The 23562-nt window shown below is 29.3% G+C and carries 21 protein-coding genes; 9 read left to right on the plus strand and 12 right to left on the minus strand.

The annotated features are described in order from the left end of the window. The first annotated feature begins 198 nt into the window (after window positions 1-198). Window positions 199-903 carry a response regulator transcription factor gene (locus CURI_RS13385; protein WP_014968806.1) on the plus strand — a complete coding sequence of 235 codons (705 nt, stop codon included), beginning with the start codon at window positions 199-201 and terminating at the stop codon, window positions 901-903. Next, on the plus strand, window positions 878-3049 hold the full coding sequence (locus tag CURI_RS13390; protein WP_014968807.1) for a sensor histidine kinase: 2172 nt from the start codon (window positions 878-880) through the stop codon (window positions 3047-3049). Before CURI_RS13385 ends, CURI_RS13390 begins: the two co-directional genes overlap by 26 nt. 98 nt (window positions 3050-3147) lie before the next feature. On the opposite strand, the gene CURI_RS13395 is transcribed toward CURI_RS13390, so the two are convergent. The 6 genes from CURI_RS13395 to CURI_RS13420 all read right to left on the minus strand — a co-directional run bounded on the left by CURI_RS13395 (window position 3148) and on the right by CURI_RS13420 (window position 11727). Then, window positions 3148-4119, minus strand: a complete 972-nt coding sequence (locus CURI_RS13395) for a cation diffusion facilitator family transporter (protein WP_014968808.1) — start codon at window positions 4117-4119, stop codon at window positions 3148-3150. A gap of 100 nt (window positions 4120-4219) precedes the next feature. Next, window positions 4220-6328, minus strand: a complete 2109-nt coding sequence (locus CURI_RS13400; protein ID WP_014968809.1) for a molybdopterin-containing oxidoreductase family protein — start codon at window positions 6326-6328, stop codon at window positions 4220-4222. A gap of 207 nt (window positions 6329-6535) precedes the next feature. Then, a complete protein-coding gene (gene ybaK, locus CURI_RS13405; protein WP_014968810.1) occupies window positions 6536-7015 on the minus strand; it encodes a Cys-tRNA(Pro) deacylase in 480 nt (159 codons plus the stop codon). Between the two features lie 46 nt (window positions 7016-7061). Next, the gene (locus CURI_RS13410; protein ID WP_014968811.1) at window positions 7062-7850 is read right to left on the minus strand and encodes a GNAT family N-acetyltransferase; all 789 of its coding nucleotides are present in this window, start codon (window positions 7848-7850) and stop codon (window positions 7062-7064) included. Between the two features lie 152 nt (window positions 7851-8002). Further along, window positions 8003-10168 carry a 5'-nucleotidase C-terminal domain-containing protein gene (locus tag CURI_RS13415; RefSeq protein WP_014968812.1) on the minus strand — a complete coding sequence of 722 codons (2166 nt, stop codon included), beginning with the start codon at window positions 10166-10168 and terminating at the stop codon, window positions 8003-8005. A gap of 167 nt (window positions 10169-10335) precedes the next feature. After that, window positions 10336-11727 (minus strand): L-cystine transporter, encoded by a 1392-nt coding sequence (locus CURI_RS13420; protein WP_014968813.1) that lies wholly within the window; start codon window positions 11725-11727, stop codon window positions 10336-10338. 332 nt (window positions 11728-12059) lie between these two features. On the opposite strand from CURI_RS13420, the gene CURI_RS13425 reads away from it, so the two are divergent. Continuing rightward, window positions 12060-12608, plus strand: a complete 549-nt coding sequence (locus tag CURI_RS13425) for an HPP family protein (protein WP_014968814.1) — start codon at window positions 12060-12062, stop codon at window positions 12606-12608. Between the two features lie 122 nt (window positions 12609-12730). Here the strand turns inward: CURI_RS13425 and CURI_RS13430 are convergent, their stop codons facing one another. Beyond that, a complete protein-coding gene (locus CURI_RS13430) occupies window positions 12731-13861 on the minus strand; it encodes a zinc-dependent alcohol dehydrogenase (protein WP_014968815.1) in 1131 nt (376 codons plus the stop codon). 260 nt (window positions 13862-14121) lie between these two features. Here CURI_RS13430 and CURI_RS13435 point away from each other — a divergent pair, with 260 nt between their 5' ends. Continuing rightward, window positions 14122-14604 (plus strand): C-GCAxxG-C-C family protein, encoded by a 483-nt coding sequence (locus tag CURI_RS13435; protein ID WP_014968816.1) that lies wholly within the window; start codon window positions 14122-14124, stop codon window positions 14602-14604. Between the two features lie 29 nt (window positions 14605-14633). Further along, on the plus strand, window positions 14634-15569 hold the full coding sequence (locus CURI_RS13440) for a TDT family transporter (protein ID WP_014968817.1): 936 nt from the start codon (window positions 14634-14636) through the stop codon (window positions 15567-15569). Between the two features lie 46 nt (window positions 15570-15615). Here the strand turns inward: CURI_RS13440 and CURI_RS13445 are convergent, their stop codons facing one another. Next, on the minus strand, window positions 15616-16428 hold the full coding sequence (locus CURI_RS13445; protein ID WP_014968818.1) for a C45 family peptidase: 813 nt from the start codon (window positions 16426-16428) through the stop codon (window positions 15616-15618). Window positions 16429-16657: 229 nt separating this feature from the next. Between CURI_RS13445 and CURI_RS13450 the strand changes: the two genes are divergently transcribed. The 3 genes from CURI_RS13450 (at window position 16658) to CURI_RS13455 (ending at window position 18367) form a co-directional block, all read left to right on the plus strand. Next, window positions 16658-16840 carry a hypothetical protein gene (locus CURI_RS13450; RefSeq protein WP_014968819.1) on the plus strand — a complete coding sequence of 61 codons (183 nt, stop codon included), beginning with the start codon at window positions 16658-16660 and terminating at the stop codon, window positions 16838-16840. 41 nt (window positions 16841-16881) lie between these two features. Next, window positions 16882-17055, plus strand: a complete 174-nt coding sequence (locus tag CURI_RS15945) for a hypothetical protein (RefSeq protein WP_014968820.1) — start codon at window positions 16882-16884, stop codon at window positions 17053-17055. Between the two features lie 232 nt (window positions 17056-17287). Next, the gene (locus tag CURI_RS13455; RefSeq protein ID WP_420805122.1) at window positions 17288-18367 is read left to right on the plus strand and encodes an XdhC family protein; all 1080 of its coding nucleotides are present in this window, start codon (window positions 17288-17290) and stop codon (window positions 18365-18367) included. A 272-nt stretch (window positions 18368-18639) separates the two neighbouring features. On the opposite strand, the gene CURI_RS13460 is transcribed toward CURI_RS13455, so the two are convergent. From CURI_RS13460 to CURI_RS16415, 4 genes are all read right to left on the minus strand, one after another. Then, window positions 18640-20337, minus strand: coding sequence for a M3 family oligoendopeptidase (locus CURI_RS13460; protein ID WP_014968822.1), 1698 nt, complete (start codon window positions 20335-20337; stop codon window positions 18640-18642). Window positions 20338-21180: 843 nt separating this feature from the next. After that, window positions 21181-22146 carry a DUF4367 domain-containing protein gene (locus CURI_RS13465; RefSeq protein ID WP_014968823.1) on the minus strand — a complete coding sequence of 322 codons (966 nt, stop codon included), beginning with the start codon at window positions 22144-22146 and terminating at the stop codon, window positions 21181-21183. Window positions 22147-22148: 2 nt separating this feature from the next. After that, on the minus strand, window positions 22149-22715 hold the full coding sequence (locus CURI_RS13470) for a sigma-70 family RNA polymerase sigma factor (protein ID WP_014968824.1): 567 nt from the start codon (window positions 22713-22715) through the stop codon (window positions 22149-22151). Between the two features lie 209 nt (window positions 22716-22924). Beyond that, window positions 22925-23053 carry a hypothetical protein gene (locus CURI_RS16415; RefSeq protein WP_266353507.1) on the minus strand — a complete coding sequence of 43 codons (129 nt, stop codon included), beginning with the start codon at window positions 23051-23053 and terminating at the stop codon, window positions 22925-22927. Between the two features lie 105 nt (window positions 23054-23158). Here CURI_RS16415 and CURI_RS13475 point away from each other — a divergent pair, with 105 nt between their 5' ends. After that, window positions 23159-23545: a BlaI/MecI/CopY family transcriptional regulator gene (locus CURI_RS13475; protein WP_014968825.1), complete on the plus strand. Its 387-nt coding sequence runs from the start codon at window positions 23159-23161 to the stop codon at window positions 23543-23545. The last annotated feature ends 17 nt before the right edge of the window (window positions 23546-23562 follow it).

Raw genomic sequence — 23562 nt, forward strand, 5'->3', positions numbered from 1 at the left:
TGCTTAAGTATGTAAGTTCAATTATATGATAGAGTCTATATATGATTTAGAATTAGAAATTTGATCTCTTTTATTTTTAAAAACATTTTACTATACCTTAGTCTTTATTTTATAAATCTTTAGAAATTCTTTAGATTTTACTAGAGTTTATTTTAAGAATTAAAAGATACGATAAGGGTATGGAAAGGAGGAAATAAGGTGGAGCCATATAACATCTTAGTTGTAGAAGATGAGCCGGACATAGCCATTGCTATAGAAGCATACTTAGTAAACCAAGGATATAAAGTTCTTATAGGAAGTAATGGACTTGAGGGGCTAGATATACTTGAAAAGGAAACAGTACATCTAGCTATAGTGGATGTAATGATGCCAAAGATGGACGGAATAACTTTCACTATGAAATTAAGAGAACATTACGATTTTCCAGTTATAATATTATCAGCAAAATCAGAGGAAGTTGATAAAATAATGGGATTAAATATAGGAGCAGATGACTACATAACAAAACCGTTTAAACCTCTTGAACTTTTAGCAAGAGTAAATTCTCAACTAAGAAGATATGCAAAGTTTTTAAATATGATAAATCAAAATATTAATAAAAATAAAACTTTAATCGTGGGAGGGCTAGAGTTAGACATTGACGCAAAAGAAGTGACCTTAGACGGTAATCCAGTAAAGATGACACCTATTGAATTTAAGATACTTACATTACTTATGAAACATCCGGGAAGAGTTTTTTCTGCAGATGAAATATATGAAAGAGTATGGAATGAGCAAGCAATAAATACTGATACAATAATGGTTCATGTGAGAAATATAAGAGAAAAAATAGAGATAAATCCTAAAAATCCGAAATATTTAAAGGTGGTGTGGGGAGTTGGTTACAAAATTGAAAAGCAATAAAGATAAGCTTAATAAAATAGGAGTAATTCTAATCATATTAATAGCATCTATAGGTATGTGTTTATCTTATCCAAGTATAGAATATAGAGTAAACAAATATATAGATAATCCTTATGAAAGTGGTAGCTTAGTAAATGAACTTATTACATCTAATTATTCTTTATATTATAAGCTAAAGTCAAATAAAGTGGAGGGATCCGAAAAATTAAAGCCATCAGAATTGTTCTTTAATTTAGATGGTTTAACAGGATTAAAGAAAGATCTTATCTATCGTTCACGCGTGCTAGATAATGGTATAGCTAAGTGGACAACAAATTTAAATAATTCTTTGAAAAATTTAGACTATTATGCAAAAGACAGTGAAACAATGGCTCAAGATTCAAGAAGTGATTATAAGATAGAGGATTTAGCAAAACAAGATAAAGGAAATATAGAAAAACTAAAAGGTATATATGATTTTTATGTAGTTGTAAAGTATGATGAACAAGGACAAGTAGTAATAACAGATATACATGGCGCAAGTAAAAGAGAACTGATTCGTATATTCTCATTAAAAGAAGATGCCTATAATAAGCTAATGAATAGCGAAGATTATAAAAATGATGCAAAAATAAATCCTATTAAAAATGCCACGTTTGTTTATGCTATACCTAAGAATTTAAAGCATATTGATAATATATCTAATTATGTTAATAAAGCTGAGAGACATTCATATAGTATAGAGAGTAACACTTTTATAGGTATTGCATTGATATTTATAGTAATAAGCGCCTTGGTAATTCCATATAAGAAATCAAAAGATATAATAGGTTTTAGGCAGATATCTAAGCTACCTTTTGAAATATGGATAGTTCTAGTTTGGATTACCTTAAATTTTATATTTAAGTCTCCACAGTATCTAATAAGAGATAGCATTAATGGTAATTTTTCAATGTTTGGATTAAGACTTAGCAAACATATGATTTCAGAATACTTAATATATATAGTAAACATAATCTACTGGTCTATATGCTTTGGATTAATATTTATAGAAACTGTTAATTTGAAATATATATGGGGCAAAGGAATTAAAATCTATATTAAAGAAAGTTCACTAATATATAAAGTTATAATTAATAATTTAAAGATAACTTTTAAAAATATAGATTTAAGAAATAAAAATACAAAACAAATTATAATCATACTAGGGATAAACCTTATCTTTATAATGATTATGTGTGGTATGAGGCCTACCATCATATATGTAGCTATTATGTATAGTGTGATGCTCTTCATATTAATCAAGATAAAGCTAACTGATATACGTAAGAAATATAATAGAATACTAGAAATCACAAGTAATATTTCAGAAGGTAATTTTAACACAATAGTTGAAGAAAACTTAGGTGTATTCCAACCACTGAAAGAAAAAATTGAAAATATACAAGAGGGATTTAAAAATGCAGTAGATAAGGAAATAAAAAGTCAGAATATGAAAACTGAACTTATATCTAATGTCTCACACGATTTAAAAACCCCATTAACTGCTATTATTACTTATGTAGATTTACTTAAAGATAAGAATCTTTCTGAAGAGAAGCGTATAGCTTATTTGGATACGCTAGATAGAAAGTCTCAAAGACTACAGGAATTAGTAGAAGATTTATTTGAAGTAAGTAAAGCCACAAGTGGAAATATAAGTTTAAATATAGTAGATGTAGACATAGTATCTCTAATGAAAGAAACATTGCTAGAACTGAATGATAAGATAACAAACTCATCATTAGTATTAAGAAAAAACTTTCCAACTGGAAAGGTAATTCTGCCCTTAGATAGTCAACGTACTTTTAGAGTATTTGAGAATCTCATAATAAATATAACAAAGTATGCAATGAAAGGCTCTCGAGTATATATTGATATTATAGATAGAGAAAATGAGGTAAATATAATTTTGAAAAATATGACGGAGTCTGAAATAGATTATAATGTTAACGAGCTACTTGAAAGATTTGTTAGAGGAGATAAATCTCGTAACACTGAAGGGGCAGGATTAGGATTAGCAATAGCAAAAAGTTTTGTAGAAATTCAAGGTGGTTGCTTTAATATTGACGTTGATGGTGATTTATTCAAAGTAACAATGATATTTGATAAAAATATTTCTATATAATAATAAAAGACCTTCATCTTGTATAGGATGAAGGTTCTTCAATTACTATATGGTTTTATTATATAGTTACTTTCATTTATTTTTATTATTTTATACTATCAATTATTATCCTTATCTTCACTTTCATCATATTCTTTCATAAGTGAATCAATGCACAAGTTGCATTTTCCCCTATGATCAGGTTTGCTATGAAAACAACTACTACATGGTGAACTTTCTATTTGTATAGTAGAATGAACTATATTAAACTTTTCCTTTAACAGATGTTGAATTTCATGAATAATTTCTTCAGAAGCTTTTATATCTTTTTCATCAATAGATACAAGAGCCGTCATAGCCTTTACCTCTTTAGAAAGACTCCATAAGTGAATATCTCTTACACATATAACTTTAGAAACTGATTTTATTTCTCTACAAACTTCATTAATTGATATATCACTTGGTGCTGACTCTAAAAAAATCTTTATACATTCATATGACATTTTAATAGCACTTCTTAATATTAGTATTGAAAGAATAGCACTAAGGAAGGTATCTATCATATTAAATCCTGTAAAGTATATTACTGTAGCTCCTATAAGCACAGAAATATCACCTATAATATCACCTACGAAATGTAAAAATGCACTTTGCACATTTATATTATCATTATTTTCTTTAAGTATTAGTAATATAAGAGTGTTAACTATAACCCCTAATACAGAAAAGAATATCATAAGTGTTGATTCAACAGGTACTGGATTTAAATATCTCACAACAGCTTTATATAATATAAATACTGATATTGCTATTAATAATATATTATTAATAAGTGCAGTCAAAATACTATGTCTATAGTATCCAAATGTATATTTATGTGAGGCGGCTCTAGATGTCATCTTAAGCCCAATCCAACTTATTATCAGTGCGATAAAGTCAGTTATCAAATGGAGAGAGTCGCTAAGTAGTGCTAAACTGTTAGCAAAAATCCCTCCTACAAGTTTAAACATAAACACTATCAATACAAACATCATTGATTGTAGTATCTTTTTTTCACTATTTTTTAAATCTACGGAAGAGTTCTTTTTCACAATTAATAGCCTCCTAGAGTTAGCCGTAACTAACTTTTCTATTAATCAGTGTATGATAATTTTAAAAAATAGTTCTAAAATAAAACATCTATTTACTTCTTTATGCCTTTGCTATTTCACACAACAAAGCTTTAAGAACTGGAAACCCTGATATATTATCTCTATTTTTTAAATCAGTAAGATAGTTTACGTTTCCTTCTTTCCATTCATCCACTTGAATTGGCGATCCTCCACCTTGATTAACTTCTACTGTTCCTGGCAAAACTTTATCACTTACATCTGCATAGAAATATACCTCTCCACGTTTTGTTTTTACTTTTATACGATCTCCATTTTCTATTCTCCTTCTTACAGCATCCTCAGGATTCATAAGTGCTAATGGTTTCTCTTGAAGCTTTAATAAACTTGGAATATTTAAATGCTGTGAACGAAATGTTGAGTGAATCCTAGCACCAGTATTTAAGATTAAAGGATAATCTTTAAATATATCTGTAGATTTCAGAGGGCTCTCAATTGGCTCTATATATTTAGGTAGTGGATCATAACCATAACTCTCTAAATATTCAGAGTATATCTCTAGCTTTCCTGACTTTGTAGGAAATCCTGCTTTCCCATCTCCTCTTAACAGTCCTGATTCATATTTTTTGTACTTGCATTCAGGTATCGGTACTTCAACTCCATCTTCACTTTCTCTTAATTTCTTAAGTAGTTCTGGATTACCCGAAAAAGCTTTTTCAATAATTTCTTCTTCTGTTTGAGGATATAAATGTCCAAAACCTAGTCTATTAGCTAACTCACCAAGAATTAGCATATCATTTCTAGCTTGTCCCACAGGCTCAATTACTTTCCGACGTAAACGTGCATATCCTGGATATCTTTGATATGAATCTATTTCAAAGTGTGTTGTAGCTGGAAGTACAACATCAGCGAATAGAGCATCTTTAGTCATAAAGCGATCTATTACAACCATTAAATCTAATTCTTTAAATGCTTTTTCGTAAATATTTGGTTGTGGATATGACGTAAGTATAGATGATCCAATGTTCAATAGACCTCTAATTTTATATGGATTGCTGTCTAAAACTGCCTTTGGAAACTCCATAAATTGAGCATCATCTGTTAAATCGTAAAATACAGGATATTCACTAGCTCCGATAGCCTTTACATGACTTGGTTTTTTAATATCCTTTTTTATTACAGATTGTGGTTTGAAGTAAATACCTCCAGGTACATCAATATTTCCTGATAATGCCCATAATATATAAACAGCACGAATATTTTGTACTCCACTATTAGTATATTCTAGACCTGTATAAGTACGTAGTGTTGCATGATTAGCCGTTGCAATTTCTCTTGCTAGAGAAACTACTCTGTCTTTTGGTACTTTAGTTATACGTTCCACTTCTTCCGGAGTAAACTTAGTTACATACTCTTTTAATTCTTTAAATCCAACTGTCCATTTCTCAATAAATTCTTTATCATATAATTTTTCCTGAATTATTACATTAATAACTCCTAGTGCTAATGCTCCATCAGTTCCTGATCTTATAGGTATCCATTCATCTGCTCTCTTTGCAATATCACTTTTCATATGGTCTATTACGATTATTTTTTTACCCTGTTCTTTAGCTTTCATTATTTGATGAAATGAAAATGGAGGTGAGTCAGTTACTGGATTTGCTCCCCATATTACTATTAAATTAGTATTTTCGTACTCTGGTTCTATATTGTATCCCATTAATCCATAAGTTGTCATAGGTGCAAATACACCAAATGATTGATAACAAAGAGAACCTACACTAGATACATTAGGTGAACCAAATTCCCATAAAAACTTTGTTCCAAGTACATTATCTATTTCAGAAAAAGATTGTTCAAAGACTCCTCTTCCAGAGTGGCTTATTATAGATTCAGCGCCATATTTATTTTTAAGTTCTTTCATCTTATCTGTAACATAATCAAGTGCTTCATCCCACTCAGCTTCACGAAATTTACCTTCTCCTCTTTTTCCAATACGTATCAATGGCTTGTTTATTCTATCTTTAGAATAGACAATTTCAGCTGCTGCCTTACCACGTATACACATTGTACCAAAAGGTGCTTCCTTATTCGGTTTTACATCAACTAGTACTCCATCTTTTACTTCAGCTTCTATAGCACACCCTCCTGGACATACCCCACAAATTGCATTTACTTTTGTATTTTCCATAGTTTCCACCCCTAATAGTAAAAAATATCATATAAAATTCTATCATACTATTAGCACTTATTTTCTTATCTCCATATTTTTTATAGTCATATATAAGTCTATAGATTTTTTCTATACATGGTTGTCTTAAAAAAATCCTATAAAAAAACTATATATATTTATGATTTTTACATTTCATAATTATATATAGTCGCTTCTTAAAATCTATTATTTTATTATATCTCCAAACTTACCATCTATCGCCTTTAATAAATCATTCGGTAAAAGTTCTATTTGAATGCCGATTTTGCCCCCACTAACTACAATTGTCTCTAAAGATTCAGCACTATTGTTTATAAAAGTTTTATATAGCTTCTTCATTCCAACAGGTGAACAGCCTCCTCTTATATACCCTGTATGTTTTGTTATATCATTTACTGCTATCATTTCTATTTTCTTTTTTCCAGTTACCTTAGAAGCTTTTTTTAGATCTAATTCTTCTATTACTGGTATTATAAAAACATAGATTTCTTTGCTTGTACCCTGTGCAACTAACGTCTTATATACACTTTCTACACTTTTTCCTATTTTCTCTGCTACTGATACTCCATCTATTTTGCCATCCTTATTATCATAGGTAATTACTTTATAATCTATTTTCTTACTATCCAAAATTCTCATTGCATTTGTCTTCACTTGTGCCATCATTACCACTCCTGTAAAAAAATTTATTAAATTTTATAAGAATATATGGTTACTTAATCAGGTATGACCTATATAAAGTAATCTTCTTATATCCTAGTTTATTATATACTCTTTCTCCAACAGCAGATGCCTGTAAAATTACAGCTTCTGCTCCTAATTCAAATCCTATATTTGTAGCTACTTGTGCTATGTATCCTCCTAGTCCTTGACCTCTCGCATCTTCAATAGTTCCTACCCAGTAAATTCCTGCTATGCGATCTGACATTACTGTTAATGCAGTTGCAACAGGTTCATCGTTCTTATAGATTACAAAAGATATAACATTAGAATCAATTAGTGTTTTATTTGAGCTAAACATGCACTCTATAACTTCATCAGTTTTATCGAAAGCATTTTTCGTTACTAGTGCGAAATCCTTTATTTCCTTTTCCGAATTAACTCGTTTTAGTTCAAATCCATCAGGTAGTTCTAATAAGTCTATCTTTTCATTTATTATCATTACTGACGATCCTGGTTCCCGTTTTGGTTTTAATCCCTTTTGTTTAAGTATCTTTTCAAGCTTATAATCTTCATGATCTCTTATCCAAACTGAATAACTAAAATTAGTAGTTTTAAAGAACTTCTCTGCCTCATTAAGCATCTCTTCTGCATAATCATCATTGAAACAAAATGCACCATTAAGGTGTCCATCTTCACTATCAACACCAATTGTATATATTATATAGTTTTCAGTTTCATATAGTTTTCCACTTTTAATACTCTTAACTCTATGTACTATAGAGTCTACTAAATTTTCATCTGCTAGTTTTAACCAGTTTGACAACTCATTTTCACACACAATACATCCCTCCTAACTTTAATCTTATTCAAACTACTAATTTATAGCTTTCACTTATTATTTATGTTAATTATATCATATAAAAAAACTCCTTCTTAAAGCAAATTTCTATTAAAACTTGCTTAAAAAAGAGCTCAAAAATACCATTTCTACTATATTTTATTCATATACTTTAACATTCTATATATAATAGTGGCAGATTGAGCCTTAGTTGCTTCTTCCTTTGGTAAAAATATATCTGATTCTAGTCCATTTACCAATTCCTTATTTACAGATACCTTTATCGAACTTTTAGCCCAATCCGATATACTGTCTTTATCTTTAAATGACAAATCTTTTTCCTCATAATTTTTACTGTCATTCATATGCTCTAGTGATCTTGTTACTAATGTTACCATTTCTTCTCTAGTTATATAATTGTTCGGCATGAAGTCTTCGCCGTATCCTTCTACAATTCCTATACTTGCCGCAATTTCTATATGATCTTTATACCAATCTTTCTCTTCTATATCTCTAAACGAGACTTTATTTTTTCCTTTTTTTAAATCTAATGAATTAACAAGTGTTTCTATAAACTGTGCTCTAGTGACCTTTTCATCTGGTTTAAAGTTATTATTATCAACTCCGCGTACTATGTTCCTAGATGATAATAACTCAATATAACTTTTTGCCCATGAATTATCTATATCATTAAATGTTTTATTATATTTACTAAAATCATTTATTGAAGGTTCTAAATTATGGTTTGATTCAGTCTTCTTAGTAGCTTCTGTTATCCTTCCGCCAACCTTAATATTGATTTTTCCTTTCTTTTCAATATAAGATGTTAATATTTCGTCTAAACCTAAGTATTCATTAAGTATCTTATAGTCTTTAAACATAGTGTAATTATCACCACCAGCTGCTATAAAATCATTTGTAGCTAATACATACTTTCTATCTAAATCTAGTTTTTTTCCTTTTATAGTTACATCATGTACTCTATTTCCTGACTCTTTTGAAGTATCTATTTTAAACTTAATTCCTCCTACATGTGGAAATGCACCTTTAGGATTAGGATAGTCTGACACTCCGTATTCTAGGGATTTAAGTATGTCTATTCCTTTTACCTCTTTTGTTACTACATAGTTTCCAAATGGTAAGGCAGTTATAATATCTCGTTTTGTAATCTCTCCCATATCTATAGAAGATCTTATTCCACCACCATTTGTTATGGCTATATCTGCTCCTGTAGCATCTATCATTGAATCTGCTATTAAATTTCCTAAGTTAGTTTCCTTAGCTCTTACATTTTCCCTCTCTCCATCTAACATAACCTCTGATTTTCCAACTACCTTAGACGTTACTTTCTCATTTTCTTTCTCTATTTTTTCTATCACTTTCTTTAACTTCATATCTTCTTTTAAATCTTTAGTTTGTTCTTTAGTTATTAATTTACCTTGTGATACTATCTTCTTTTTCCCATTAGATTTATCTATTTTTATATTTATTGTTCCTATGTTTTTTGTATATTCACCTGTTTGCACTATTAATGTGTCATTTACTTTTTTACCTTGTTCTAAAGTCGTATGACTATGACCATCTATAATTATATCTATTCCATCTACTTGTTTGGCTAGTTCATCACTTCTATTTTGACTTTCTGTTGATTTATCCATACCCAGATGAGTTAAAGCGATAACTACATCTACTTCTTCTTTATATTTTAGCTCTTTTATTATTTTTCTCGCTTCCTCTATTGGACTTTTGATTTCCAGTCCTTCAACATTCCTAGGATTAGTCTTATACAGTGTTTCTGGAGTAGATAGTCCAAATATGCCTAATCTTATTCCATCTATTTCTTTTATCACATATGGACTGAATAGTCTCTCGCCATCTTCTTTATATATATTCGTTGCTATTATTGGAAAGTTTGCTTTTTTACTTAGCTCTAGTAGTCTATCTTTGCCATAATTAAAGTCATGATTTCCAGGTACCATTGCATTGTAATTAACTGTGTTCATTATATCTATCATTGCTTCTCCCTTTGAAATACCGATTATAGGAAGACCATGTAAAGTATCTCCTGCATCTAATATCATAACTCTATTAGAATGTTTTTCCTTTAGCTCTTTTATCTTTGCATCTACTTTAATTAAGCCTATAGATGAATTATCTTCTTTTATTCTTCCATGAATATCGTTGGTATGAACTATAGTTATTTCAGTAACTTCCTTTTCACCATGCACTATATTACTAGGGCTAAAGTTAATAATATACACCAGCAATAAAGTTAGAGCTAATAAAAAGCTTGGTATTCTCGATGACCTATTATACACATCATTCCCTCCCTTTTATTTAATACTTATTAAATATGTTGTCATGTTAACTTTAACTATACGTTAAGTATTTGTAATATTTGTAAAATAAAAAAGACTATTTTCTAATTTTTTTTAAAAATTCCCCTTAGAAAATAGTCTTTGTATAAATTCACTTTTTTATTAATTTAAGATTCTTGTGTATCAGCAATTTCTTTATTGTAAGTTTGAACATCTATTTCGTTCATAAGCTTACTTGTTATAACACCTGCTGTCATTGATCCACTTACATTTAATGCTGTTCTTCCCATATCTATTAATGGCTCTATAGATATAAGTAAACCTACAAGTCCAACTGGTAATCCCATTGTCGAGAGTACAATAAGAGCTGCGAATGTTGCTCCACCACCTACTCCTGCTACTCCAAATGAACTAATGGCAACTACTAATACTAATTTAACTATAAAACCTATACTTAATGGATCTATACCTACTGTTGGTGCAATCATAATAGCTAACATTGCAGGATATATTCCTGCACATCCATTTTGACCTATAGATGCTCCAAAAGACGCTGATAAGTTAGCAAATGCTTCAGGTACACCTAGTTTCTTAACCTGAGCCTCTATGTTTAGAGGTATTGCTCCTGCACTTGTACGTGAAGTAAATGCAAATGTTAATACCGGTAATGATTTTTTGATAAATTTAATTGGACTTAATCCTGTTAAAGCTATGAAAATCATTTGTATTATAAACATAATAATAATAGCTACATATGAAGCTACTACAAATTTTAGTAATTTTAAGATTTGATTAAAATCGCTAGTTGAAGTCACGTTTGTCATAAGTGCCAACACTCCATACGGTGTTAATCTTAAAATTAATGTTACCATTCTCATAACTACATCATGAATAGAGTTTATAAAATCAGTAAAAACTTTAGCTGACTCTGGTCGTTTGTTTTTAATTCCTAATACTGCTATACCAATAAAACTTGAAAATATTACTACAGATAAAGTAGCTGTGCTCTCTTGGCCTGTCATAGCATAGAAAGGATTTGTAGGAATTACCCCTACTAATTTCTCCTGAACAGTTCCTTCCTGATACTCTGTTAATGTTTTTTCTAGCTGCTCTCCTCTGCTTATCTCTGTTTCTCCTGATTTTAGTCCTTCTGCTGTTAGTCCAAAGGCAAATGAAGTTATTACTCCTACAATTGCAGCAACTAAAGTTAAAAGTACTAAAGCCCCAATAATCTGTCCCCCTATTTTTTTAAGAGAACTTTCATTTTTAAGATTAATTATAGCAGATATAATGCTCACTATAATAAGTGGCATAACTATCATTTTTAATAGTCTTACATATCCATTACCTATAACACTAAACCAATTATTAGACTCCTTAACTACATCTGATGATACCCCATATATAAATTGTAAAACTAAACCAAATATAATACCTATTACTAAAGCAGTCATTACTCTTTTTGTAAATGAAAGATATTTCTTTTGCATTTTGTAAAGAACGAAAATAAATCCAATCATAATAGCTATATTAATAAGTATTAAAAAAGTGTCATTCATATTTATCACCTTCCTTATATATTCTCATAACCATATTAGCATAGTACAAGTATAACAATCAATAAAAAATTCCTAAAAGCATATGGGATTAGTTGTATTTAGATATACCAATGTACATAATTACCATATTGTCAAAATTATTTATATATTACTGTGCACACTAATTAATATATTTAATATTTAATTTTTATTCTACTAAGTGAAAAATATAAAAAAGTAATTACATAATCATGGATATACTATTAAGTTGTTCTATTGAATTATATTTTACAATAGTATAAAATTATATGGATTAATCATAGATTCTATAGTTATTTTAAGGAGATAAGAAATTGAATCAATTTAAAGAAAAAAACAAACAACTAATAGGATTAAAAGCATATTTAAAAAGCATACGAATTAAAAATATGTTATGGGCTTGGATAGGTTCATTTTTAACAATATCACTAATTGGATATGTACATGATTACCTGCACATTCTTTCTGATGGAGCTTTCACTATGATGATAGCGTCCTTTGGAGCTTCAGCGGTTATGGCATTTGGAGTCATGGAAAGTCCATTAGCTCAACCTAAAAACATAATATGTGGTCATATGTTATCAGCCATAGTAGGAGTAATATCTTATAAACTGTTTGGTAGTCATATATGGCTTGCATCTTCAGTAGCAGTGTCAACATCTATTGTTGTTATGCTACTTACAAAAACTCTTCATCCTCCAGGAGGAGCAACAGCTCTAACTGCAGTGATTGGAGGCACTAATATCCATAATCTAGGTTACCTCTTTCCATTTGTTCCAGTAGGGGTAGGAGCTTCTGTTGTAGTACTCATTGCTATGGTTATAAACAATATTCCTAAAAACAGCAAATATCCAAATGTGTAAAGCTAATTTGAAAGAAAATCTGTTGATATATTCAGATAGAGAAAAAACTTTAACATATAGTAATAATTAATAGCAATTATTCAGTTTAATATTTTTCTCTATCTGAATCCTTATATTTATTTTTAAGGCTTAAGTATTACTTTTATACAATTATCCTTTTTTCCATCAAAAATATTGTATGCATGCTCACCTTTACTTAGAGAAAGTTTATGAGTAATTATATCTGTAGCATCAAATTTTCCTTCCTTAATTAGCTTTAATATAGGATCAACATAAGAATGAGCAGGACATTGACCCATTTTAAGTGTGATGTTTCTTGAGAAAAAATCTCCTAGTGGAAAATTATTGTATCTTGCTCCATAGACTCCTACCATTGAAACAGTTCCTCCTTTTCTTACAGCTTGAGTAGCAATTTCAATTGCAGATTTTGATCCACCCTGAAGCTTCAGAAAACTCTCAACTTTTTCTATAGCTGACATCTTTCCATCCATACCAACACAGTCTATGACAACATCTGCTCCACCATTTGTAATTTCTTTTATATATTCTCCTGTGTTATCATAATCCCTAAAGTTTACTACTTCCACTTGGTTATTAAGCTTTGCGTGTTTTAATCTATAGTCTATATAATCTACAGCTATTACCCTACTAGCGCCTTTATATATAGCCCATTTTTGTGCTAATAATCCTACAGGTCCACATCCTAATACTACAACCGTATCCCCTAGCTTTACATTACCATTTTCTACTCCCCATAGTGAAGTAGGAAGAATATCTGTTAAAAATAACACTTGTTCATCAGTTAGTTCTTCTGGAATTACTGTTGGTCCTACATTAGCATATGGAACTCTTATATACTCTGCTTGACCTCCATCATATCCACCAAAGTTATTGCCAAATCCAATTAGTCCTCCTACTTCTCTATTTTCATTTGAATTATCACACTGACTCCATAAATCATGATCACAATACCAACAATGACCGCAAGACACAGGGAACGGAACAATTACTCTATCACCTTTTTTTACTTTTGTTACTCCTTTCCCAATCTCCTCTACTATACCCATAGTTTCGTGACCTAGTACAAATCCTTTAGGCAAATCTGGAACAAACCCATGAACTAGATGTAAATCAGAACCACATATAGCAGTTGAAGTAACCTTAACTATTATATCATCATGTTCTTCTATTGAAGGATCTGGAACCTCTTTTACTTTTACATCTTTTATACCCTCATAAACTATTGCTTTCATTTTTTACTCCTTCCATAAATAATTTATATTTAACAATAATATTTACTCATTTGGCACTATTTATTATTAGAATGTGATGTTATGAGAAATAAATATTTTTTTGAAAATAATAGTTATAAAATAAATCTATTGAAATATTTTTGTCTATAGATTATCCCTATATTTATAGATTTCTACTTTTCTTTCTTATAGAATTAATTCGTGAGTGGTATAGTCTTGTCAAATTAAATTCCAGTGTATTACTAAAAAGGAGTGTTTTTATGAATAAACAAGAAGTTGTTGCAAAAGCAAAAAGTATTGCAGAAGGTTATTTCGAAAGAGGAGAATTTTTCTGCTCTGAAGCAGTTATACACACTATAAATGAATTACTTGGTTGGCCTTTTCCAAAAGAAATAACAAAGTTAGCATCGGGATTCCCTATTGGTATGGGAAAATCAGGCTGTGTATGTGGTGCTATTAGTGGTGGTCAAATGGCTCTAGGAATGGTTCACGGAAGAAATCACGGAGATCCTATGGCTGAGGAGATGTTTCCAGCAGCTGCACAATTACATGACTTTATAAAAGACACTTATAAAAGTACATGTTGTAGAGTGCTTGTTAAAGGCTATGATTTTACTTCTCCAGAAAGAAAAAAACACTGTATTGAAATAACAGGATTAGTCGCAGAATGGATAGCTAATAAGCTTGTAGAAGACGGTACAGTAAATCCTGATGAAGCATATTTAAGTAAAGCTGAAGCTTAGTATAGAATTCGAAAAGGGGTTTTGAAAGGATGAATATAATAAAAAAGTTACCTGTTCCTATTTCGGCATTAATGTTAGGACTAGCTTCAACAGGAAATCTGTTAATGTCTTATGGATATATATATAGGAATATATTTGGTATTATATCTTCTGTAATATTTTTAGGACTTGTTTTAAAAGTATTAACTACGTCAAAGACTGTATGTGAAGATTTAAAAAATCCTGTTATAGCTGGTGTATCAGCAACTTTCCCTATGGGAATGATGGTTTTATCTACTTATATAAAACCATACTTGCCAACATTATCTTTCACTATTTGGATTTTAGGTTTAGTAATTCACTGTATTTTAATAGTTTACTTTACTAAGATGTTTATTCTTAACTTTGATATAAAAAAAGTATTTCCTAGCTATTTTGTAGTTTACGTTGGTATTGTAATCGCAAGTATGACTGCGTCGTTATATGGTTTAGATAGTATAGGACAAGGTTTGTTTTGGTTTGGCTTTATATCCTATATAGTACTATTACCTATAGTAGCTTATAGAGTTATAAAAGTTAAAAATATTCCTGAACCTGCACTACCTACTATTGCAATTTTTGCAGCACCAGGAAGTCTTTGCCTAGCTGGATATATAGATGCTTTTCAAGACAAAAACATTGGTATGATTGTATTCTTAACGATATTATCTCAAGTTATATTTTTAGCTGTACTTCTATACATGCCAAAATTGTTGAAGTTAAAGTTCTATCCTAGCTATGGAGCCTTCACATTCCCAATTGTAATTAGTGCTATATCTCTAAAGAAAGTTAATGCCTTTCTAATAACTAGTGATAATGCAATTGCTTCACTTAAGTATTTAGTTAAATTTGAAGAAGTAGTTTCTGTTATTATAGTTATATATGTACTTGCAAGATATGCTGGATTTATTTCTAGTCAGGAAAAAGCTGCAAGTACTCAGAGATAGTTTACAAAAATAAGACTCAAAAGCTTCTAAGCTTTTGAGTCTTATTTTATTTGAATATTTCTAATTCTATAAATCCTTTATTTCTTTTTCTCTTCATAACCTTAGAATTTAATTTTAATTCTGCAAAGTCTACAGAATATTTTCCTTTTTTTAAGCACTTCTCTAACTCAAAGTTATATTTATCATTAAAATTCTGCTCTATACATATAGAAAAGCTCTTACTATTTATATCGTATGTGCTACTCCAAGCAGTTAAATCTTCTTGCTTTACCATAGATATTACATCCATGCAATTATCTTCATTTATAGTTATATGTTTTTGTAAAGCATCTTTTACTTTATTATATCTATTACAATTTATATTACTTGTAACTGACTTGTTTGTTAATAGTTTATACTCTCCTATATTTAAAGAAGTATTTTCTTCATATACTCCTTCTTCGTATATTCCAATATTGTTTTGAATATCCGCAAAAAAGTATTGAACTTTTGGCCAACCATATCTTATTTTATAATCTATTGTAAAGCTTTTAACTATGAAGAGAGCTTCTTCTACAAATCTAGCTCTTTCTAATATATATCTGACCATACTTAAACTGTTTATATTTAAAGGTGTTAGTTTCCTCTCTTCTTCTTTTCTCGTTGGAAGTGCAACAACTGCTACAAAAAGTCCTTCTTCATTTATACCTTCATAAGCTCTATCACTTCCCATTTGCTCTATAAAACAACATCCTATAGTATTTACACCATAGCTCCTGTAAGATGGAACAAAGCATATATTTCCACCATATTGAACCCAATCAAAACTTCTGCCTATAATTAATTTTGCTCTCTCACGTTTTCCAAATACAGTACACATATTTTATCCTTTCTGTCAAAAAAATATTATACCAAAATTATCTTTAATATCATTTTATCATCTCTATTTCTATTAGTCATTTACGTTTATTCTTTTCAATTAATTTCATAGAATATTCCCATTGTTTTTTACGGATAATATTATTGTAAGTTAAGATATTTAGAAGTTTAGCTATAATTAATCTTATATGTTTATGTAAAAGTTTATCATAGAGAGGAGAGAACTTTTTATGTCAACTAGAAAAAATACTAAGTTTAATAAAAATAATGGATATAAAGATTTTACTTTTAGTAGAAAAAGGTTAAATCATTATAATTATAATAAAATAGCAAGTTCTAAAAATAATGATATTAGTGAAAATATGTTAGATTCAACACCTGGAACTCCTATCGAGGCAAATCTATTTAAATAATTTTAATAATATCTTTAACTCTTTATGGAGGTGACATTATTATGTCTAAAAAAAATACTTTTACAAATCATACTGGTCTTACAAATTCTCTAGTTAATAAAAAAGAAAGTGAAGATTATGTTCAAATAATAAATTCTAAGAAGTATACTATTAAGGGAAAAGATAAAATTCCAACAAGAGTAGAACCTTCTATGAATTCAGTTACTCGTGTTTAAAAAATCATAAGTTTAATATTTATAATAAAACTATCAATATTTAAAATATTGATAGTTTTTTATTATAAATGTTTTTCATATATTAATCTAATATGGAATATCCTTGCATAAACTATATTTTAACACACTTGTAATCCATTATAATCTTTAATATAATGAATTTATATAATTAGAAACTATGATAAATTTTTAACCTATCATTTATATTTAGTTTTGTAAAATAAATTAGGTGGTGATTATTTTGTATGAAGATATCTATAAAGATTTATTAGATAAACTAGCCTATGGTCATAATTCAGTTCTATTAACTTTTATGGATCCTGTTGATAAAAAAAGTGGTAACATTAAGAAAAAAATAGTATTAACTGAAAATAATATTAAGGAAAATCTTAATTCTATAGATAATAAAGAAACTTTAATTGAAAAAATATTTTTTACATTAGAATCCGGTTATCCAGAGTTTATAGATAATGAAAATGGTGAACTAATTTTAATTGAACCCTACTTCCCTAAACCTCGTCTTATTATTTTCGGAGGTGGACACATCGCTAGTCCTCTATCAGAATTTGGAGATAAAGTTGGATTCTCTGTTGTAGTTGTTGATGACCGTCCGTTTTTCGCAAACTCCAATCGTTTTCCTAAAGCTAGTCAGGTTATTTGCGACAGCTTTGAAAATGCATTCGAAACTATTAAGCCACATAAATCCGACTTTATTGTAATTGTAACAAGAGGCCATAAGTATGATGGACTTTGTTTACGTAAATCCTTAGGCTATGATCTAAAGTACGTAGGTATGATAGGATCGAAACGTAGAGTAAAAGGAGTTATGGATCAATTATTAAGCGAGGGATTCTCTCAAGAACAATTAGATAGAGTAAACTCTCCTATTGGTCTACATATAGGTGCTGTTACTCCGGAAGAAATAGCAGTCTCTATAATAGCTGAAGTTATTAGCTTTAGACGAAAAGGAAAAAGTAGCAATTTCATTAAAAAATCCAATTGGCCAGAGTTTGACCCTGATGTAATTGAAGAAATGACTAAAACTGAAGATCCAAAAGCACTTGTAACTATTACTTCCTCAAAAGGTTCTGTACCTAGAAAAGCAGGAGCTAAAATGATTGTTTGGTATGATGGTAGGACTATGGGAAGTATAGGTGGAGGATGTAGTGAAGGTGGTATAATAAATATAGCGAGAGACGTTATACTGAATAAAGGATATGCTACTGAACATGTTGACATGACAGGGGAAGTAGCAGAGTCTGAAGGTATGGTTTGTGGTGGAACTATGGAGGTACTCATTGAGTCATTCTAAATAATAATACTATATGTTAAATATCCTAAAGACATGAACTTTTAGATTTTATTTAAGAGCTAACTCTCATTACTAATATAATTATGGGATTACTATCAATAAACTTTAAAAAAGTTTGATAGTATCCCTATGTTCATTTATAAATACCTTACTAAGTTCTAATTTTCTATTTTAAATTATTTATATAACTTGAGTACATTCTAAAATTAATCATCTTCCAAAGTACCGTAATGGAAACCTTACTTTCACTTCTTTAAAGATGAATTAGAATATTAGAATTTACTGTCATCTATCGAATCAAGCCATTCCTTAATAGGTTCTACAACTTCTTTAATAGTACCATCAACAAATGGATTTTTTAGCTTAGCTAATTCTACTAGTTCTAAGAAAGATTTACTTCCTCTAGCTTTGCAAAGTCTTATATAGTCATTCCAAGCTGATTCCCTATTTTCTCTAGTTTTTATCCAAAATTGGAATGCACACACTTGAGCTAATGTATAATCTATATAGTAGAAAGGGCTTGCGAATATGTGTCCTTGTTTAAACCAGTACCCACCCCTACTTAGAAAATCATTATTTTCATAATCTCTAAATGGTAGGTATTTCTTCTCTATCTCTCTCCATTTGTTTTTTCGTTCCTGAGGAGTTGCATCTGGGTTTTCATATACAAAATGCTGGAACTCATCGACAGTTACTCCGTAAGGAATAAAATTTATTGCTCCACTTAAATGGCTAAATTTATACTTATCTACCTCATGTTCAAATAGTAATTCCATCCAAGGCCATGTTATAAATTCCATACTCATAGAGTGTATCTCACAAGCTTCATAAGTTGGAGATGCATATTCTGGTATTTTAAAATCCATACTTAAATAAGACTGAAAAGCATGACCTGCTTCATGAGTTAGAACATCAACATCCCCACTAGTTCCGTTAAAGTTTGCAAAAATAAAAGGGGATTTATAGTTAGGAATATGTGTACAATAACCTCCTCCCATCTTTCCTTTTTTGCTTGTTAAATCTAATAGCTCTTTTTCTACCATAAATATGAAAAACTCATCTGTTTCTTTAGAAAGCTCTTTGTACATTTGTTTACCTTTCTCAATAATCCAGCTCTCATCGCCCTTAGGAGTTGCGTTTCCAGTTAAATACTCTAATGGCTCATCAAAATATTTCAATTCATTTAATCCCAATCTATTTTTTTGTCTATCTTTCAGTTCTACTACCAGTGGAACTAAATCTTCATATACTTGCTTTCTATAGTTTGCTACTAGTTTTGAATCATAATCAGATCTAGATAGACGAGCATAACCGAGTTCTACGAAATTATCATATCCTAATTTTTTAGCTATTGTATGTCTAACTTTCACTAAATTATCATAGATTTCATCGAATTTAGATTCATTAGATTTAAAGAAGTTTATATAAGACTCCTGTGCTTTTTTTCTTTTTCGTCTATCTTTTGACTGGATAAATGGAGTCATCTGGCTTAAGTTCCTTTCCTCCCCTTCAAATTTAATTTTAGCAGAAGCAATAAGTTTATCATACTCTGTTACTAGCTTATTCTCTTTAACTAAATCTTCTATTATTTCCTCTGAAAAAGTCTTTAGTTTGAGCTCTGCTAATTTAAATAATTGACTTCCCCATTCTCTTTGTAACCTTCTTCTGAATTTTGAATTGACTAATGCTTTATAGTACTTTGAAATAAGACCTTCATACTTAGGAATATTTTCATCAATAAAATTTTGCTCTTTTTCATAAAATTCATCTTCTGTATTAATGGAATGTCTGATATACACTAAGCTAGTCATAGTATCTACTGTATCTCTTATCTTATTTATTTCTTCTACAACCATGCTTTGTTCTCTAAAAGATCTTGATTTAGAAAACCTATTAAGTAAGTGATTAAATTCTTTACTTATTTCATCTAAATTAGGTCTAACATACTCATAATCTTTAAACTTTGTCATAATGATACCTCCTTATATTCAGCATATATTTTCTAACACAAGCTTCTGGCTAAACCTAGTAGCCTTAGTCCTAGTCCTATCTGATTTTTACCATCTTCGAGCAATATTAATAATACTTCTTACCTCTCTTCTTTATATCTTAGTGTATTTCCTCTTATAACCTTAATTTGTTTCAAGATTCATTATCTCATTAAGTTTATATTCTCCTTGAGCTTTTAGTCTAGATCTTTCTTCCAGTGTACTTATTATTTAGTTAGCTAAAAAGACTAATCAAGATGACATTATTGTTCGCCATAAAATTTTGGGAATATAATTAATTCTAAGTACATCAAATAAAATAACGCCTAATTCTCCTGCACTTATTACTGATGCTATAAAGGATAGCTAGACTAGGAATAATCCTTAGCAAATTAAATAAGTTCATTATGTAATTAGATATTTTTGAAGTCTTAAAGCATATAATCTCTAACGGTATAGATATTAAAATTCCTATAAGAATTGCTACTATACTGATTGAAATGTGATTTATAACCGCTCCATAGTATTTATCAATATTTTCTAATAGATATTTAATAACAGAATCTACCATAACATCTATTCTTTCTTAAGATTAAATCTTTAATAGACAATACAATAATTACACTGTAAACATATGCTAATATCCATATTATTTTAATTAATTCTCTGATAATAAATATATATTTCTCTAATAGTAACTACAGTTAAGTAAAGTTATTATAAATATACTCTATATGTCTTCAGATAAAAGAAAAAGGAATCTCTTTCATATGAGATTCCTTTTTCCTCTTTGTAATATATAATACTCTTTAAATATCTAAATAATTACTTAATAGATTCTGCTATCTTTATTAGTTCACTCTTTGTAACTTCTCCTCTTCCACTTATCCCGTAAATTACACCATTATATTCCCAGTCAATATTTCTATTATCCATCAGTATAGCGTCTACATCATTAATTTTTATCTTTTCTATTTTTCCATCTGTTCCATCTACATATCCTGTTTCTTCATCAGCAAATCTTTGTTGCATAAATATTTCTTTTTTCCCATCTTTAAAATATAGATCAATATACTTAGTACCCTTTACAACCCCATCCGCATTTTTATAAAACTCTGCCCTATCAAACTCATATCCTTCTGGTAAATAACTTGGAAGTATAACATTAAAGCAAGTGTACTTATTTAATTCATCAGAGTTTTTAACTACTAATGTCGTTTCTTTTCTTTCTTTCTCATATTCAGCTACAGTAGTAATAGTACCACCTGACATATCTTCAATTTCTTCACCATCAGATGTATAGTATTTTCCTTTATATTTTTTTGAAAATTCCTTTACTTCATTTCCATCTTCATCAAAAATCTTTCCTTTTAACTCTGATGGCACAACAAATGACTCTTGTTTAGATGCCTCTTCTTGTATAGCTGCTATATGACCTAAAGATATTTTCTTTATCACTTTTCCCATTAGATCCTGACCAAATGATGTCTGAGTTAAAGAAACACTTACTACACATACTAATGTGATTGACGCCGCTATAGTAGTTAAACGTTTTGATTTTCTTGAACTTTTCATAATATTATCTCCCTTGTATTCATTTATATTTTTTAGAGCTTTATTAAACACAGCCTCTTTATTACTATCTTTACTAAAATCATTATCTACTAATTTCTTTCCTAGTTCTAAAAGTTCATTATATTCTTCAGATTTTAATTGACTTTCATTTTTTGTTCCATTAAGATAGGTGTCCATATCTATAGAAAACCTATCTTCTATACTTTTTTTATTCATACCTATCCCTCTCTTTCTATTTCTTTTTTTAGCTTTTTCATTGACCTATAAATTATCACACCAACATTACTTTCAGTGATATGTAATATGTCTGCAATTTCTTTATTTTTTAACTCTGCACCAAATTTAAGTGCTACTATATTTCTATCTCTCTCATCTAAAGTATTTAAAGCTTCCAAAAGTTCATCTTTTGTATCTAGGCCTACCATGATGTCTTCTGGTGTTTTCTTTCTCGATACTAGCTCCTTAATTGCATCTATAGAAAATAAATTATGTTTTTTTATACTCCTAAAATAGTCATTTATCGCATTTCTAGCTATGGCAAACACCCATACTTCAAATGGTGATTTCTTATCAGAGTAAGTGTGTTTTTTTATTATAATTTTTTCAAATACTTTACTTGTCAAGTCTTCTGCTGTGTAATGACAATTAACTCGATAGTATATATAGTTGTAAACCCTTTTATAATAAACTTCAAATATATAAGTAAAATCTTCTTGTTTAACATGTCCTTGGACGTCTAGAACTTTTTCTTTATTTAAATTGTTAAATAGAGTAGCTTGATGCATACCTCAACATTCCTCCTTTCTTCACTTTCACTTAGCTAAGCATCTTCATATGTTAATACGTATAACTTTTCATTTCATTACATGTTTTCATAAAATTTTTTATATTTTTATAATTAATTATAAAAATGAATTAACCCTCTAAATTAATTCGTTGTGCTAGTTGATTTTTTATATTGAAATTACTTGTTTTAAATCACCAAGTTATTTATTTATTCTTTCTTTAAATTTATCAAGACATCACCATTGCAAGGATTACTATCAATTATGATACGGCCCTCCGTACTCTTTATAAAACAGTTTTTTTCAATAAGCATCCATTTGCTCTTCATGTTTTTCAATATTTCCCCCTTTTATTTAATTTAATCTTGACATTTTCCATTTACAACTGTAAACTATACTTAAGATTTACACATGTAAATTTTATTGTATGGAGGTATTCTACTATGAGTAATAATTTTCAAATATCCGAATCTGAATTAGAAGTTATGAAGCTTCTTTGGGAAAGTAGTCCTTTATCTGCTAATGAAATAATTTCTTCTTTATCAGATAGAATGAACTGGTCACATCAAACTATAAAAACTTTTATAAATAGACTTCTAAATAAACAAGTAATATCATTTGAGAAGTCTGGTAGAAGTTATCTTTACTATCCTTTAGTTTCTTATGATCAGTATGTAAAATCAGAAAATAAATCTTTTCTTGAAAAAGTCTATAATGGAGCTGTTAGTATGCTTTTTTCGAAATTTTTAGAAGATGAGAAACTATCAGAAAAAGAAATTGAAAGACTCCAGAAAATTTTAGAAGAGAAAAAAAGTGAACTAGAAGAATAATTTAAAAGGAAGTATTT

The sequence above is a fragment of the Gottschalkia acidurici 9a genome, from assembly GCF_000299355.1.
Taxonomy (GTDB): Bacteria; Bacillota; Clostridia; order Tissierellales; family Gottschalkiaceae; genus Gottschalkia; species Gottschalkia acidurici.